Consider the following 15493-nt stretch of genomic DNA (forward strand, 5'->3'; position numbering starts at 1 on the left):
ACGAGATACGAGATACGAGATACGAGATACGAGATACGAGATACGAGATACGAGAAGCTTGCGCTAGCTGGGCGCAGTAACGCAAGCATTTTCAGAGCCTAACGCTTAATAACCACCGTTAACGCTCGAGAACCACAAACTCCATATCGTGCTTGTTTTTCTCATCCGCTTGATAAGTATCATTAAAGCTCTGCTTCCAACCTTCCCCCCAGTCTGGGAATTGAGTATCACCATCCACATCAAAATCGATATAAGTCAGGTATAACTTGTTCGCTTTTGGTAAGCAGGTTTCATAGATTGAACCACCACCGATGATCATCACTTCATCAACATCACTTACCAGCTCTAGTGCTTTTTCAATCGAAGTTACCGTCGTTACGCCTTCGATTTCTAAACTCTCGTCGCGGCTGATTACAACGTTCAGCCTCCCCGGCAAAGGGCGACCAATTGAATCGTAAGTCTTACGCCCCATCACGACAGGTTTGCCCATAGTTGAGCGTTTAAACCATGCGAAATCTGCAGGTAAATGCCAAGGCATCTGATTGTCTTTACCAATTACACGGTTGTTCGCCATTGCCGCTATCATGCTGATGATCATAAATCGAAAGTCCTGTCCTTACTTGAAAATGAAGTTGAAGCTAGACGATAGGTCTACGACGGTAGAATAACAGCCCAGGTACTGCTAAGCCAACCGCAAGCCCTGCGATAATGAACATCGATTTCAAAAAGTTCTCCATCAACAATGCCAATAGTTCTGGGTTGTATCCTGCTCGGTTAATCTCAACCATGGCAATCATCGCCTTAAAGGCAAACACGCCAGGGACCATCGGAATCAAGGCTGCAACCGTAAATACTTTCGGGTGTGCTAACAATTTATGCGACCAATGCACCCCTATCATGCCGACCAATGTAGCAGCAAAGAACGTCGCCCATTCAATGGGAATGCCGAAATGCATCATTAAGTAACGGCTACCGTGGCCAATGGAGCCTCCGAGAGCACAATAAATTAATGCTCGTTGCGGGACGTTAAACACCAACGCAAAACCAACCGCAGGAATCGCAGCAAAAAACATGTCGTTGAGTAACCCAACAAAAAGTTCAAAAATAGTCATTAGTTCACCCACCCCCATACGTCAGATAGGCTCATAGCTGCGACAATACCTAAGCTTGTAGCCAACGTTAATAAACTGGCCATGGTGAAGCGTGCGAGACCCATATTAATGTGGCCTTTAAGCATATCTGCTACGGAGTTGATCAAAGGAAAACCGGGCACTAGCATCAATACTGACGAAGCCATCACGATAGTGGGTTGACCACCAATATTGTAGAGCACTGCCTGAGCTGAGATAGTGGTGGTGACAAAAGCGGTAATAGCGAAATTTAATAACGGATTGAAATGGCGATGACCGATCTCTTGTCTCACGATCATACCGCAAGCCGAAGCTATAAACGTCATCATAAAGACATGCCAATCTCCGCCAGCAAGACGGCTAAAAGAAGCACACGATAGCCCTATCATTACGACAACTAACCAACGGTTGTAGCGTTCAGGACTGATCCCTTGGATCTTCTTATAAGCTAAATCATAATCGAGAATTCCCTTCTCCATCATGATGCAAATGCGTTGAATGTCGGTGATAACCTGCATGTTAATGCCACGATCAGCACAGCTTCGAGTCGTCGTTATGCAATGATCATCCATTACTGTTGTCACGACCAACGCATTGGCTGACAGTGCAACTTCAACCTCATTCACCCCACAAGCAATACCAATGCGGCGCATTATGTCACCGACCAATGTGCTCTCGGCGCCATGAGCTAATAACATTTGTCCTGATTGAGCGACTAACCTTGAGATCGCTCTTTGTTTTGATGCCATGATTTCCTTCCCATAGGCGTTAATTATCTAAAGATAAATTTTGCATAAAAAACAGCAAGACGTCATGATTTAGATACAAAAAAACCGCAATTTTCATTGCGGTTTAATAAAACTATCAGCGTATCTTAGAAAAAGCGACCAAAGTGCTTATAAGAAACTACGAGGATTATTAATCACGAACATAGATAACATGACCGTCATCTTCTTCGTCATCCCAATCATCCCAGTCGTCGTCATCTTCAGTAACGACATTCTTACCGGCCATCGCATCTTTATGGTAGTCATCCCACATAAAGTTAACTTTTTCTTCTTCTTCAATTGCTTCAACTTCACGAGGTAGGTTCTCCATGAACTCACCCAGTTTAAAGCAAAGATCTTTGGTACCGATCTTGTTTACAGCAGAGATCTTGAAGTACTCGCCTTCCCAACCTAAAGCTTCGACGATTTCTTGAATCTTTTCGTCAGCTTCTTCTTCAGGCATTAGGTCAACTTTGTTGAACACTAACCAACGAGGTTTCTGTGCAACTTTCTCACTATATTGCTCAAGCTCATCGATGATCGTCAGTGCATTCTGAATAGGATCAGAACCATCGATCGGCAAAATATCGATCATATGCAGAAGAACGCGACAACGCTCAAGGTGCTTCAAGAAACGAATACCAAGACCAGCGCCATCAGCTGCGCCTTCGATCAAGCCAGGGATATCGGCAACAACGAAGCTCTTTTCAGGAACAACACTTACCACACCTAAGCTAGGGATTAACGTCGTAAACGGGTAATCAGCCACTTTTGGTTTTGCAGCAGATACTGAGCGAATAAACGTAGATTTACCAGCGTTTGGCAAGCCAAGCATACCAACATCCGCAAGCAGAAGAAGCTCTAAACGTAGTTCGCGAACTTCACCTTTAGTACCCATTGTCTTTTGACGAGGAGCACGGTTAACAGACGACTTAAAACGCGTGTTACCAAGACCGTGCCAACCACCTTTACCAACCATGACTTTCTTGCCATGCTCAGCAACTTCAGCAACGATTTCATTAGTGTGGATATCAACAGCGCGAGTACCTACTGGTACTTTCATTGTCATATCTTTACCACGTTTACCCGTACAGTTACCACCGCGGCCATTTTCGCCACGCTCTGCATTGTAAAAACGTTGGAAACGGTAATCGATAAGCGTGTTTAAGTTCTCATCCGCTTGAATGTAAACATCACCACCATCACCGCCATCACCGCCGTCAGGACCACCTTTAGCGACGAATTTTTCGCGCCAAAAGCTTACTGTACCATTACCGCCATCACCGGCTTCTATTTTTACTGATGCTTCATCAACGAATTTCATTTTTTAACTCCGCACTTACGTTGCGTTACCACTCATCAAGGAGTGATATAAATTCTAGCAGATCCGTGTTTAGATCGATCACCTAAGATCTAGATCGATCTGCAACCAAGGAACAAATAAGGAGAGGTTCTTTGCTTTCTGTATCCTAAAAAACAAACGGCTTCTTAATAAAACCAAACTGTTTCTCAAAAATAAAACGGCTTCTCAAAACCAAAACAAGAGCGTCTACTTTTTTATTCCCGCTATAAATAAAAAACCCTGCCGAATCGGCAGGGCTTTTGAATTCAGCTTGAAAGCTAGTATAAATAATCTAATAAAAGATTAAATTACTCAGCTTCGATGCTTACAAACTTACGGTTTTTAGGACCTTTTACTGCAAATTTCACTTTACCTTCAGTAAGAGCGAAAAGAGTATGGTCTTTACCGATGCCAACGTTTGTGCCAGCGTGGAACTTAGTACCACGTTGACGAACGATGATGTTACCTGCAAGAACAGATTCACCACCAAAACGCTTAACACCAAGACGTTTGCTTTCTGAATCGCGGCCGTTATTAGTAGAACCGCCAGCTTTTTTATGTGCCATTGTTAAACTCTCCTAATACTTAAGCGTTAATGCCAGTGATTTTCACTTCTGTGAACCACTGACGGTGACCAGCTTGCTTACGCGAGTGCTTACGACGACGGAACTTAACGATTTTTACTTTATCGCCACGACCGTGTTGTACTACTTCTGCAGTAACTTTGCCACCTTCAACAAGAGGTGCACCAACAGCGATTTCTTCGCCGTTAGCAACAAGAAGAACTTTATCAAATTCTACAGTTGCACCAGTTTCAACGTCTAATTTCTCTAAACGAAGTGTTTGACCTTCGCTTACTCGGTGTTGTTTGCCACCAGATTGGAAAACAGCGTACATATTTTACTCCGCTTTTTCCGCACAGCCTATGGTTGTTAATTCTACAACTCGGGTGTGCGCTAAACTAATCAATAGGGCGCAGATTCTACGGGAATCATGCCGCTATGACAAGCCATATTTTTAAAATATTGGCGAAAACATGTTCGCCAAAGAAAAGTGCGGCAATGATGCCTTTAAGTGATGTATTAATCAACGTTTTTTAGTGTATTATTCAACAATTAAATACAACGTATAAGCCTTACAGGGTCTAACTTCAGCCGGATGAACAATGGATTTTAAAGCTATCCAAACGCTTACTGCCAATGATATGGCAAAAGTGAATGAAACAATTCAAGCCCAACTTAATTCTGACGTAAGTTTAATCAACCAGCTTGGTTTTTATATCGTTAGCGGTGGTGGCAAACGCCTACGTCCTTTGCTTGCTCTTTTATCTGCTCGTGCACTTGGTTATCAAGGTGAAGCTCATATCACCTCTGCAGCTTTTATCGAGTTTATTCACACCGCTACCCTTCTCCATGATGATGTCGTCGACGAGTCGGACATGAGACGCGGTAAAGCGACAGCCAACGCAGCTTTTGGTAATGCAGCTAGCGTTTTGGTGGGTGACTTTATCTACACTCGCTCGTTCCAGATGATGACAACGCTAGGATCCTTAAAGATCCTTGAGTTAATGAGTGAAGCAGTTAACGTGATTGCCGAGGGTGAAGTTCAACAATTAATGAACTGTAATAACCCGGACACTACAGAAGAAAGTTACATGCAGGTCATCTACTCGAAGACCGCTCGTTTGTTTGAAGCTGCAACGCAAATCGGTGCAATTCTTAGCGAATCATCACCTGAAATCGAAACGGCTATGCAAAACTACGGTAAATACCTAGGTACTGCATTCCAATTGATTGATGATGTGATGGATTACACTGCTGATGGTAAAGAGATGGGTAAAAATGTTGGTGATGACCTAGCAGAAGGCAAACCGACGTTACCGTTGCTTTACGCAATGCGCAATGGTTCCCCAGACCAAGCAAGCATGATTCGTGAAGCGATTGAAAAAGCTAATGGTATGGAACGTCTCGACGACATTATGTCTGTCATGAAAGAGACTGGCTCGTTAGAGTACACGACCAATAAAGCCTACGAAGAAGCTGATAAAGCCATTGCTGAGCTTTCTATTCTTCCTAATTCAGAATATAAGCAAGCTTTAACTACGCTAGCTCACCTTGCAGTAAAACGTAGCAAGTAAATAGAGGCTAAGCAGTAAGTAGACAGCTATACAAAAAAAAAGAGCCTGTTGGCTCTTTTTTTGATCCTGCTAGATAATACACTGGGTCTCAATAACGACTCGATTCTAACGATAGAGGTAGTTGCGCTTCGATCTCTTCAAGTTCTTCCAACGGAACTGCATATTGCTTATGACTATTGTAAGACTCAAACAACGCGAACTGCTCTTGCTCATCGATAACCAATATCTTGCCCAAGCGACCTAGATAGTTAACATTCATCCCTTTTTGTACTCTAGTCATCGTTCAATACCCTAATTCTTCGTGGTTAGAAAAAGATTACGAGTGGATTGAATACAAGGATCAAAAAAGCCGATCGCAATGATCGGCTTTCGTTAACTGTCGTTTTAGCAGAGTTCAGTTATCTATCGCTTATTTAGCGAATTCAACACCAATCTCAATATCGCCATTTAGCGTTTCTAGCATGCTGTCTAGTGCATTGCGTTCGAAGTCGCTCAGTTCACCGTAGCTAAGAATCGCTTCAGCGCCTTCTTTGCCAAGTTTAACTGGTTGTGCGAAGAATGGTGCGTGCTCGCCTTCACCTTCAACGTAGGCACACTCAATCACGTTCTCTTCGCCTTGAAGTGCTTTCACTAGAGCAAGACCGAAGCGACAAGCCGCTTGACCCATAGATAGAGTCGCACTACCGCCACCCGCTTTAGCTTCTACTACTTCAGTACCCGCGTTTTGGATGCGAGTTGTTAGCGCTGCGATTTCTTCGCCAGTAAACTCAACACCTTCAACTTGAGAAAGCAGAGGAAGGATCGTTACACCTGAGTGACCACCGATAACAGGAACACGAATGTCGCCTGGATCTTTATCTTTCAGTTCAGCAACGAACGTTTCAGAACGAATGACATCAAGAGTAGTAATACCGAATAAACGACGCTTGTCGTAAACGCCCGCTTTCTTAAGTACTTCAGCAGCGATTGGCACTGTTGTATTTACTGGGTTAGTAATGATACCAACACAAGCAGTAGGACAAGTAACGGCAATTTTTTCAGCTAGAGACTTAACAATGCCAGCGTTCACATTGAAAAGATCCGCACGATCCATACCAGGTTTACGAGCAACACCCGCAGAAATAAGCACAACATCCGCACCTTCAAGTGCTGGAGTTGGATCTTCACCCGCGTAACCTTTGATCGAAACAGGCGTTGGGATATGGCTAAGATCGGCAGCAACCCCCGGGGTTACCGGAGCGATGTCGTAAAGTGCAAGATCTGAACCAGCAGGCAGGCGGTTCTTTAGTAGTAGGGCTAGGGCTTGACCGATGCCACCAGCGGCACCAATAACAGCTACTTTCATTGTTATTCTCCTTGAGAGCTTTCTCTTATAGATTCTTTGTAGGGTAATTCTTGAGCTAAATTTAAGTTAAAAAACTATATTAATCACAAAGTGATTACAATCAATTAACGCTAGCTTTGCGACTTCGCGCAAGTCAATAAAACCGTGCTACACAGCAAGTTCGCATTATGGCGATAATCATTTGAAATGACAAAACAACTCGTCTTAAATAACACATTATCCTATTAAATTTTTACAGTGATATGACTAACAAATTACCGTGATATTTTGGCGAGAACTGAATATGTATGCGAGAATATGCAAACATCTTTGTTAATGAATAAGAATGACATATGCGCAATACAGAAAAACAAGACAACTTAGTTCGAGCTTTTAAATCACTACTAAAAGAAGAACGTTTTGGTTCGCAAGGCGAGATTGTCGATGCCCTGAAGCATGAAGGCTTTGAAAGTATCAACCAATCTAAAGTTTCGCGTATGTTAACTAAGTTTGGCGCAGTGCGAACACGCAATGCAAAAATGGAGATGGTTTACTGTCTTCCTGCTGAACTTGGTGTTCCGACGGTTTCGAGCTCTTTAAGAGAGTTAGTGTTAGATATTGACCACAACAATGCATTGGTTGTGATACACACTGGCCCTGGTGCCGCGCAGCTTATTGCTCGCTTATTAGATTCATTAGGTAAGTCAGAAGGCATACTGGGGGTAGTTGCTGGAGATGATACTATCTTCATTACTCCAACCTTATCAGTTACCACTAAGCAACTGTTCGATTCTGTATGCGAACTGTTTGAATACGCAGGATAATTGCTCACAGTTTCATAACTATCAGCCATTACTATTGGATCACAAACACCTATTTAGTTCGTGATCCAAATCACATCCTAAGATATCAATCCCGCCTCTCCCAAAAATCACTAACTCATTGATTTTAAAAAACTCAATAGCAAATCAAACACGAGATCCAACCGTCATTTGTTAGATTTTTTCGCTATATCTTTTAACATTTGAGTAATTTTCTGCCAATTTTTGATATTATTCAGCCACTTTTTCATCACATGGATTGAAAAAGGTGCCGTTTCCAAATAGGAAACTCCAGAAACGACTACACTTGTTTCAGGGTTAATAATGAATAAAGGAAGGGAAATTCATGGCATTTACCAAACTGATTAAAGTTGGGGCTATTGCAGCTGCTGTAATGGGCGCTGGCGCAGTTAACGCTCAAGAGTTCATCACAATTGGTACTGGTTCAGTAACGGGTGTTTATTACCCGACTGGTGGTGCAATTTGTAAGCTAGTGAACAAAGGCCGTAAAGACCACAACATTCGTTGTTCTGTCGAGTCTACTGGCGGTTCAATCTACAACGTTAATACCATCCGTGCTGGTGAACTAGATTTCGGTGTTGTTCAATCGGACTGGCAATACCACGGCTACAACGGTACAAGTAAGTTCAAAGACCAAGGCGAATACAAGAAACTTCGTGCTATGTTCTCTCTACATACAGAACCGTTCAACATCATCGCTCGCACCGATGCAGGTATTAACAATGTTTCAGACCTAGCTGGTAAGCGTGTCAACATTGGTAACCCTGGTTCTGGCGACCGTGCAACGATGGGTGTTGTAATGGACTCTATGGGCTGGACTAACGATAGCTTCAAGCTTGCTTCTGAACTGAAAGGTTCTGAGCGTTCACAAGCACTTTGTGATAACAAGATTGATGCATTCATCTACATGGTTGGTCACCCGAACGGATCAATTAAAGAAGCGACAACGTCTTGTGATGCAAAACTGGTTTCTGCAACAGGTCCACAGATCGACAAGATCGTAGCTGAAAACCCATACTACGCATACAGCACAGTACCTGCTGGTATGTACCGCGGTACAGATGCTGACGTAAATAGCTTCGGTGTTGCTGCAACTATGGTAACAACTTCAGACGTTTCGGATGAAGTAGCATACAACGTTGCTAAAGCAGTATTTGAAAACTTCGCAACATTCAAACGTCTGCACCCAGCATTTGCTAACCTGAAAAAAGAAGACATGGTTAAAGCGGGTATCTCTATCCCTCTTCACCCAGGTGCCGCAAAATACTACAAAGAAGTAGGTCTTCTAAAGTAACTCTACTTTAAGCCTACTAAACCAATAAGGAGGCTAGTCCTCCTTATTGGCTTTTCACGTTTTATAAAAATAATTTAAGTGAAAAGAACAACCCTTTAAGTTTCTCCAATTTGGAGGACTTACCTTCGTATCAAGCCTAAGACAAAGACGAACAAAGAACGCATTTCTCTATCCATTCACTACACTAGATAGGAAAGAAATCACGTTTAGTTGTTCGTAACAAAAGGCAGACCATCAATAATAAGGATAAAGTACATGACGCAGACAACATCACCGTCTCCAGATGTGCAAGAAATGGTGGCACAATCAGATACTGGTGCGCGTAGCCCTCGTGGTATCCAAGGCCGTATTTTATGGTTTGTGCCTCTATGTTGGTCACTGTTCCAACTTTGGTATGCATCTCCGCTGCCATTCATTTTTAACTTCGCAATTTTAAACGACACTGAAGCTCGAGCAATTCACCTTACGTTTGCTATTTTTCTAGCCTTTACCGCTTATCCAGCCATGAAGAATTCGCCTAGGGATCGCATCCCAGCTGTCGACTGGATATTAGCGTTTGTAGGTAGCTTTTCAGCTTCTTATATCTATATTTTCTATACTCAGCTCGCAGAACGCTCGGGGGCACCAACAACATTCGATATTGTTGCGGCCGTATTCGGTATGGTTCTACTGCTTGAGGCAACACGACGCGCTTTAGGTCCACCTCTTATGGTTGTGGCAGCAGTCTTCCTACTTTACACCTTTGGCGGTCCACACATGCCAGACGTTATCGCCCACAAAGGTGCGAGCCTGAACAAGGCAATGTCGCATCTGTGGTTAACAACAGAGGGTGTGTTCGGTGTTGCTCTTGGCGTATCAACGTCATTTGTATTCTTGTTCGTACTGTTCGGTGCAATGCTAGAACGTGCTGGCGCGGGTGCTTACTTTATCAAGGTCGCATTCTCACTACTTGGCCACATGAAAGGCGGCCCAGCGAAAGCGGCCGTTGTAGCGTCAGGTTTATCTGGTCTGGTATCAGGTTCTTCGATTGCTAACGTAGTAACCACAGGTACCTTTACTATTCCGTTAATGAAGCGGGTCGGTTTCCCGGGTACAAAAGCGGGTGCGGTAGAAGTCGCAGCTTCAACCAATGGTCAATTAACACCACCGATCATGGGTGCAGCAGCATTCTTGATGGTTGAGTATGTGGGCATCTCTTACGTAGAAGTAATCAAAGCAGCACTACTGCCCGCTCTGATCTCTTACATCGCCCTGATTTACATTGTTCATTTAGAGGCATGTAAAGCAGGCATGACGGGCCTACCTCGTCGTCACACACCAACTATCGTGCAAAGCCTACTCTCTTTCACTGGTACTATCTTAGGCCTATGTGTCATCAGTGCTGCGGTTTACTACGGTGTCGGTTGGACAAAAGATGTCTTTGGCGCTGCAGCCACACCAATTGTGACTGTTGCTCTATTAGTCTCTTATGTCGCTCTGGTTCGTGTTTCTGCTAAATACGCAGCTGAAGGTGGCATGGAAATCGATGAGAACCTAACAGAAGTTCCTGATCCAGGCCCAACGATTAAGTCTGGCCTTCACTTCCTACTGCCTATCGTAGTTCTAGTTTGGTGTTTAACGGTTGAACGTTTCTCTCCAGGTCTATCGGCATTCTGGGCGACCGTGTTCATGATCTTCATTCTGATCACTCAGCGTCCTTTAATGACTCTGATGAACAAATCAGACGATCTCGCAGAACAAACAAAAGCAGGCTTCGTTGATCTAGCAGAGAGCTTAGTTTCAGGCGCACGTAACATGATCGGTATCGGTGTAGCGACAGCTGCAGCAGGTACGGTTGTAGGCGTGGTAACGCTGACAGGTATCGGCCTTGTAATGACCGATTTTGTTGAGTTCATCTCAGGCGGTAGCATCATTCTAATGTTGTTATTCACTGCGGTAATCAGCTTGATCTTAGGTATGGGCTTGCCAACAACGGCGAACTACATCGTTGTATCAACATTGATGGCACCAGTAATTGTTACCTTAGGTGCAGCGCACGGCTTGATCATTCCACTGATTGCGGTTCACTTATTCGTGTTCTACTTCGGTATTCTTGCGGACGATACACCTCCGGTAGGTTTGGCTGCATTTGCGGCCGCTGCGATTGCTAAATCAGACCCGATTCGTACCGGTATTCAAGGTTTTACCTACGATATCCGGACCGCGATATTGCCGTTCATGTTCATCTTCAACACCCAACTACTGTTGATGGGCATTGATTCTTGGTGGCACTTAGCACTGACGATTTTCTCTTCGGTTACTGCGGTACTTATCTTTGCAGCAGCGACACAAGGTTGGTGGTTCACTAAGAACAAGTGGTGGGAAACTATACTGCTTATCGTTCTGACCTTCTCTTTCTTCCGCCCTGGCTTCTGGTGGGACATGATTTATCCAGAGAAAGTTCTTTCACCTGGAGTTGAGATCGCTCAAATCACAGAAAATCTATCTGTGGGACAATCACTGGAATTGAGAGTCGGTGGCGAAAACTTAGAAGGTAACTATTCTGAGAAAACAGTTCGCCTTCCGTTTGAAGATTCTGCGACAACAAGTGAAGACCGCATTGCTTCAATGGGCCTAATGCTGACCCAAGCTGACGACAAGATGATTGTTGATATGGTTGAGTTTGGTAGCCCTGCTGAAGCTGCTGGCATTGACTTTGATTGGGAAATTAAATCCGTTATCCAAGATGCAGAACGACCAATGAAAGAGTGGGTATTCTTACCTGCCCTATTAATTTTGATTGGTTTAGCGATGAACCAAAGAAGGCGTGCTCGTAAGGATGAGATTAGCGCGTAATGGATAGAGCCAAATAGCGCTCTACTCTATTTGGCTTTTTTACTACATGGAAAAGATAATTACAGCGCTTGGTATGTACTCGGCGCTGATCAAAAAGAGACGAATACATGTATAGACAAATCCTTGTTCCCGTTGATCTGAACGACAAAGGCTTTTCTGATAAAGCGGTCGAGCTAGCGGTATGGCACGCGAAACACAGTAATGCTGAGATCCACATTCTGAACGTATTACCGGGCATCCACATGTCGATGGTAGCGTCTTACTTCCCGAAAGATGCAGCAAACCAAATGAAGCTTGATGTTAAAAATCAGCTGAAAGAATTTGCTGATAAGCATATCGACGATGATGTGATCTATAAAGTTCACGTTGCCGAAGGCAAGACCTACACAACGATTCTTGATTGCGCAGAGAAACTAGGGGCAGATCTTATCGTGATGCCTAGTCATAAGCGTTCAAAAATCGACAAGGTTGTACTTGGTTCTGTTGCAAGCAAAGTGGTTCAGAACTCACCAATCAATGTATTGGTAGTTAAGCCGCAAGGCTAAATCACTTAATCGACACAACGATCTAAATCTAAAAAGGTTGGCCTAATAGCCAACCTTTTTAGATTTTGTGATTGCACCATTCAATTCTTCAATCAACTCACTAAGTTCTGCGGATTACCTGCAACAAACCCATCAATATTATCGATTAAGATATCAGACAGTTTTTGAATTGAACTGTCGCTGCCCCACGCCACATGTGGTGTTAGCAGTAAATTAGGTAAGTGACTGTTAGCCAATAGTGGATTCGAATTATCTGCAGGTTCTTGTGTAAACACATCCATGCCCGCACCTGCAATCTCATTACTTTTCAAAGCTTCAACTAAGGCCTGCTCATCGACAAGTCCACCACGGCCAGCATTAATTAATACCGCACTTGATTTCATCATGGTTAGCTCTCGCTCTGAAATCAGATTTCGAGTCGCTTCAGTCAATGGACAATGTAAGCTGATCGCATCCGCTTGCTGTAACACCGTATCAAAAGGTAGATACCCTTCTCGACAAGAATCAGCCCCTTTACGCTCAGTAAAGATGACATTCATACCAATCGCTTTTGCTAATATCGCGGTCGCTTGCCCTAAGCTACCACTCCCGATTAAGCCCAATGTACTGCCTGCAACATCTTGAATCGGATGAGTAAAGAAACAGAATTGTTTGTCCTTTTGCCACTCGCCAGCCTCGATATCTTGATGATAACCAACGAGGTTTCGCTTAAGCGTAAACAGCATCGCGATAACATGTTCAGGTACCGATTGAGTCGCATAGCCCTGTACGTTAGCCACTGCGATATTGTTACCCTTGCAGTACTCTACATCGACATTGTTCATACCCGTTGCTGAAACAGCTATTAGCTTAAGTTGTTGTGCTTGAGCTAAATTCGATTCGTTGAGCACAACCTTATTGGTAATAACCACATCAGCGTCTTCAACTCGTTCAGACACTTGCTCCGGCGAAGTTAAATCATACTCAACCCATTGATGTTCAAAGCTAAGAGGTTTTAAATGTATTTGAGATGGGATGGTCGCTCGGTCGAGAAAGACCACTTTCAACTTCGGCATTGTACGTCCTTGCATTGGTATTAGTTTAACCATTCTAAGCTTTTAGCTTACTGTAGTCTGGAAGCTCTGGCGCAATTTCAAAGTGCTGTTCGATTTGTGGTGAAGCTTGAGGATAAAAATCACATGGCACGAAGGCTTTGAAAAGCTGATTATTAGCCGGATGATAAAAACTCAGTTCACATGCGTGTAAAGCTAACCTATCGCTATAATTAAACGCATCTTGTGTTGCATAAAACTCGTCGCCCACAATTGGATTCCCTAGTTCCATGCAGTGAACACGCAACTGATGAGAGCGACCAGTGATCGGCAGCAATTTCAATAATGTCGTTTGAGGCTCTTGTTGCTCAACCACATAGCGAGTCTGAGATGGTTTACCATCGTCGAAACACACTTTCTGTCTAGGGCGATTCGTCCAATCGCAAATAAGAGGAAGGTCAATCAAACCTGCCTTGTCTTCCATTGAACCACACACTCGTGCGTAATAAAGTTTGTGTGTCAGTCGATATTGAAACTGCTTCTTCAAATGCCGCTCAGCCTGTTTATGCTTAGCCAATAGCATCAAGCCTGATGTAGACATATCCAACCGATGCACAACTTGAATCTCCGGAAATTCGACAACCAACCGACTCCACATACTGTCGTAGTGCTCCGGCAGTCTCCCCGGCACCGAAAGCAGGCCTGCTGGCTTGTTCACCACAAGAATATCATCATCTTGATAGATAATATCAGTCCACGGTTCACGTGGTGGTGTGTACTGTTCTAACGCCATTAGAGCCTCTTAATTACTGGTTAATAAATAACTCATGGTCGATTCGTTTATTAAAAAATACAATTTTAAACACTTTTGTACATAAAAGTTGACGAAATCACGAAACATGGTATTGATAAGGTAACGGAAAATAAGAACTAAGCCTCAAAGGAAAAACGATGGAAAGTACGGCTAAAACCACCTCAACACCAACCTCCACACCACTTTCAAGCCTGATTAAATCTTTTGGCCCAGGAATCATGATGGCCGCAGCTGCGGTCGGTGGATCTCACTTAGTCGCTTCAACGAAAGCTGGCGCTATTTATGGATGGCAACTAGCCGCACTGATTCTTTTAGTTAACGTATTTAAGTACCCATTCTTTAGAGCCGGCATCCAATATACCCTTGGTACTGGGCAAAGCTTGGTGGAAGGATATTCTAACCTCGGTCGACCTTACCTTGTTATCTTTTCGATACTAAGTGCCATTTCCGCCGTGGTAAATACCGCAGCCTTACTGCTATTCAGTGCAAGCTTACTGAGTTACTTTATTCCTTTTGATTTGGCCACCAGCACATTGTGCATGATCGTTTTAGCTACGTGCTTGATCATTCTATTCGCTGGCCATTATCGCGCGCTCGATACACTGTCTAAAGCGATCATGGCGATCCTGACCATCACAACCTTGGCTGCAGTCGCTATTGCTATCGGCTCTCCAGTTGAACCTGATGCGGCTTTTGTTCCACCATCACCTTGGTCATTGGCAGCTATTGGCTTTATCGTTGTCACTATGGGTTGGATGCCCGCGCCTATCGAGATATCAAGCATCACCTCTATGTGGCTAAAAAGCCAAAAAGAGAAACAAGAAGTGACCGCTCAATCTGCACTGTTCGATTTCAACGTAGGCTACATTGGTACGGCACTGCTTGCTTTGGTATTCGTTGCTTTAGGTACACTAGTACTTCATGGAACAGGCGTTGAATTGTCTCGCTCTGGTGTTGGCTTCACCCATCAATTGGTCGGCATCTACGCTTCCACGATTGGTGAATGGTCTCGCCCACTGATCGCTCTTATCGCCTTCTTCTGTATCTTTGGCAGTACCATTACCGTTATCGATGGTTACTCACGCGTGCTTGCCGAATCACAGCGCCTGTTATTGAAAAAAGAATCGAGCCCAAAAATGCTGCAAGGCTGGATCATCATTGTCTCTCTCGCGGCACTCGCAATTGTGATGTTCTTCAGCGCAGCACTGATGCCAATGCTTGATTTTGCGATGGTGCTTGCCTTTGCTACTACGCCATTCTTCGCATTGCTTAACTTCATCTTAGTAAGCAAAACTAAGCTTCCTGAAGGGTTGGCGATTGGCACTAAGCTAAAATGGTTGTCTGTGGTAGGCCTTGTTTACCTATTTGGCTTCTTAGCTCTGTTCGTTTGGTGGAAATGGTTGATGTAATCTGCTCTCCAAATTCTTAGCCA

Annotated in this window: 16 protein-coding genes; 6 read left to right on the top strand and 10 right to left on the bottom strand. The window is 43.8% G+C overall.

All coding sequences use genetic code 11. The annotated features are described in order from the left end of the window. Window positions 1-118: 118 nt before the first annotated feature. The 6 genes from folA to rplU all read right to left on the bottom strand — a co-directional run bounded on the left by folA (window position 119) and on the right by rplU (window position 4136). On the bottom strand, window positions 119-598 hold the full coding sequence (gene folA / locus AB6C75_RS06650; RefSeq protein WP_017087003.1) for a type 3 dihydrofolate reductase: 480 nt from the start codon (window positions 596-598) through the stop codon (window positions 119-121). 40 nt (window positions 599-638) lie between these two features. Beyond that, a complete protein-coding gene (locus tag AB6C75_RS06655; RefSeq protein ID WP_009847830.1) occupies window positions 639-1112 on the bottom strand; it encodes a threonine/serine exporter family protein in 474 nt (157 codons plus the stop codon). Beyond that, window positions 1112-1879, bottom strand: coding sequence for a threonine/serine exporter family protein (locus AB6C75_RS06660; protein ID WP_372107426.1), 768 nt, complete (start codon window positions 1877-1879; stop codon window positions 1112-1114). Before AB6C75_RS06660 ends, AB6C75_RS06655 begins: the two co-directional genes overlap by 1 nt. Before the next feature lie 169 nt (window positions 1880-2048). Beyond that, window positions 2049-3221, bottom strand: a complete 1173-nt coding sequence (cgtA, locus tag AB6C75_RS06665) for an Obg family GTPase CgtA (protein ID WP_009847831.1) — start codon at window positions 3219-3221, stop codon at window positions 2049-2051. 326 nt (window positions 3222-3547) lie between these two features. Further along, the gene (gene rpmA, locus AB6C75_RS06670) at window positions 3548-3805 is read right to left on the bottom strand and encodes a 50S ribosomal protein L27 (protein ID WP_004735905.1); all 258 of its coding nucleotides are present in this window, start codon (window positions 3803-3805) and stop codon (window positions 3548-3550) included. 19 nt (window positions 3806-3824) lie between these two features. Continuing rightward, entirely contained in the window at window positions 3825-4136 is a 312-nt protein-coding gene (rplU, locus tag AB6C75_RS06675) for a 50S ribosomal protein L21 (protein ID WP_004740823.1), read from the bottom strand. A gap of 268 nt (window positions 4137-4404) precedes the next feature. Here rplU and ispB point away from each other — a divergent pair, with 268 nt between their 5' ends. Continuing rightward, window positions 4405-5376 carry an octaprenyl diphosphate synthase gene (gene ispB, locus AB6C75_RS06680; protein WP_065680145.1) on the top strand — a complete coding sequence of 324 codons (972 nt, stop codon included), beginning with the start codon at window positions 4405-4407 and terminating at the stop codon, window positions 5374-5376. An 88-nt stretch (window positions 5377-5464) separates the two neighbouring features. Here ispB and AB6C75_RS06685 read toward each other — a convergent pair whose 3' ends face one another. Together AB6C75_RS06685 and mdh are read right to left on the bottom strand one after the other, a co-directional pair. After that, window positions 5465-5656, bottom strand: coding sequence for a hypothetical protein (locus AB6C75_RS06685; protein WP_009847833.1), 192 nt, complete (start codon window positions 5654-5656; stop codon window positions 5465-5467). A gap of 129 nt (window positions 5657-5785) precedes the next feature. Further along, window positions 5786-6721 carry a malate dehydrogenase gene (gene mdh, locus AB6C75_RS06690; RefSeq protein ID WP_372107429.1) on the bottom strand — a complete coding sequence of 312 codons (936 nt, stop codon included), beginning with the start codon at window positions 6719-6721 and terminating at the stop codon, window positions 5786-5788. A 332-nt stretch (window positions 6722-7053) separates the two neighbouring features. Between mdh and argR the strand changes: the two genes are divergently transcribed. The 4 genes from argR (at window position 7054) to AB6C75_RS06710 (ending at window position 12216) form a co-directional block, all read left to right on the top strand. Beyond that, window positions 7054-7524 carry a transcriptional regulator ArgR gene (gene argR / locus AB6C75_RS06695; RefSeq protein WP_004735909.1) on the top strand — a complete coding sequence of 157 codons (471 nt, stop codon included), beginning with the start codon at window positions 7054-7056 and terminating at the stop codon, window positions 7522-7524. Between the two features lie 343 nt (window positions 7525-7867). Next, the gene (locus AB6C75_RS06700; protein ID WP_009847835.1) at window positions 7868-8836 is read left to right on the top strand and encodes a TAXI family TRAP transporter solute-binding subunit; all 969 of its coding nucleotides are present in this window, start codon (window positions 7868-7870) and stop codon (window positions 8834-8836) included. A 255-nt stretch (window positions 8837-9091) separates the two neighbouring features. Then, complete coding sequence (locus AB6C75_RS06705) at window positions 9092-11671, top strand: TRAP transporter permease (RefSeq protein ID WP_372107431.1); 2580 nt, start codon at window positions 9092-9094, stop codon at window positions 11669-11671. Between the two features lie 107 nt (window positions 11672-11778). After that, window positions 11779-12216, top strand: coding sequence for a universal stress protein (locus tag AB6C75_RS06710; RefSeq protein WP_029222921.1), 438 nt, complete (start codon window positions 11779-11781; stop codon window positions 12214-12216). Between the two features lie 92 nt (window positions 12217-12308). Here AB6C75_RS06710 and AB6C75_RS06715 read toward each other — a convergent pair whose 3' ends face one another. Together AB6C75_RS06715 and AB6C75_RS06720 are read right to left on the bottom strand one after the other, a co-directional pair. Further along, window positions 12309-13271 (bottom strand): D-2-hydroxyacid dehydrogenase, encoded by a 963-nt coding sequence (locus AB6C75_RS06715; protein WP_372107432.1) that lies wholly within the window; start codon window positions 13269-13271, stop codon window positions 12309-12311. 34 nt (window positions 13272-13305) lie between these two features. Then, window positions 13306-14040 carry a pseudouridine synthase gene (locus AB6C75_RS06720; protein ID WP_372107433.1) on the bottom strand — a complete coding sequence of 245 codons (735 nt, stop codon included), beginning with the start codon at window positions 14038-14040 and terminating at the stop codon, window positions 13306-13308. Window positions 14041-14198: 158 nt separating this feature from the next. Between AB6C75_RS06720 and AB6C75_RS06725 the strand changes: the two genes are divergently transcribed. Next, window positions 14199-15470 carry an NRAMP family divalent metal transporter gene (locus AB6C75_RS06725; RefSeq protein WP_009847840.1) on the top strand — a complete coding sequence of 424 codons (1272 nt, stop codon included), beginning with the start codon at window positions 14199-14201 and terminating at the stop codon, window positions 15468-15470. Window positions 15471-15493: the final 23 nt, after the last annotated feature.

The organism is Vibrio sp. 10N.237.312.B06, from assembly GCF_041464685.1.
Classification (GTDB): Bacteria; Pseudomonadota; Gammaproteobacteria; order Enterobacterales; family Vibrionaceae; genus Vibrio; species Vibrio tasmaniensis_A.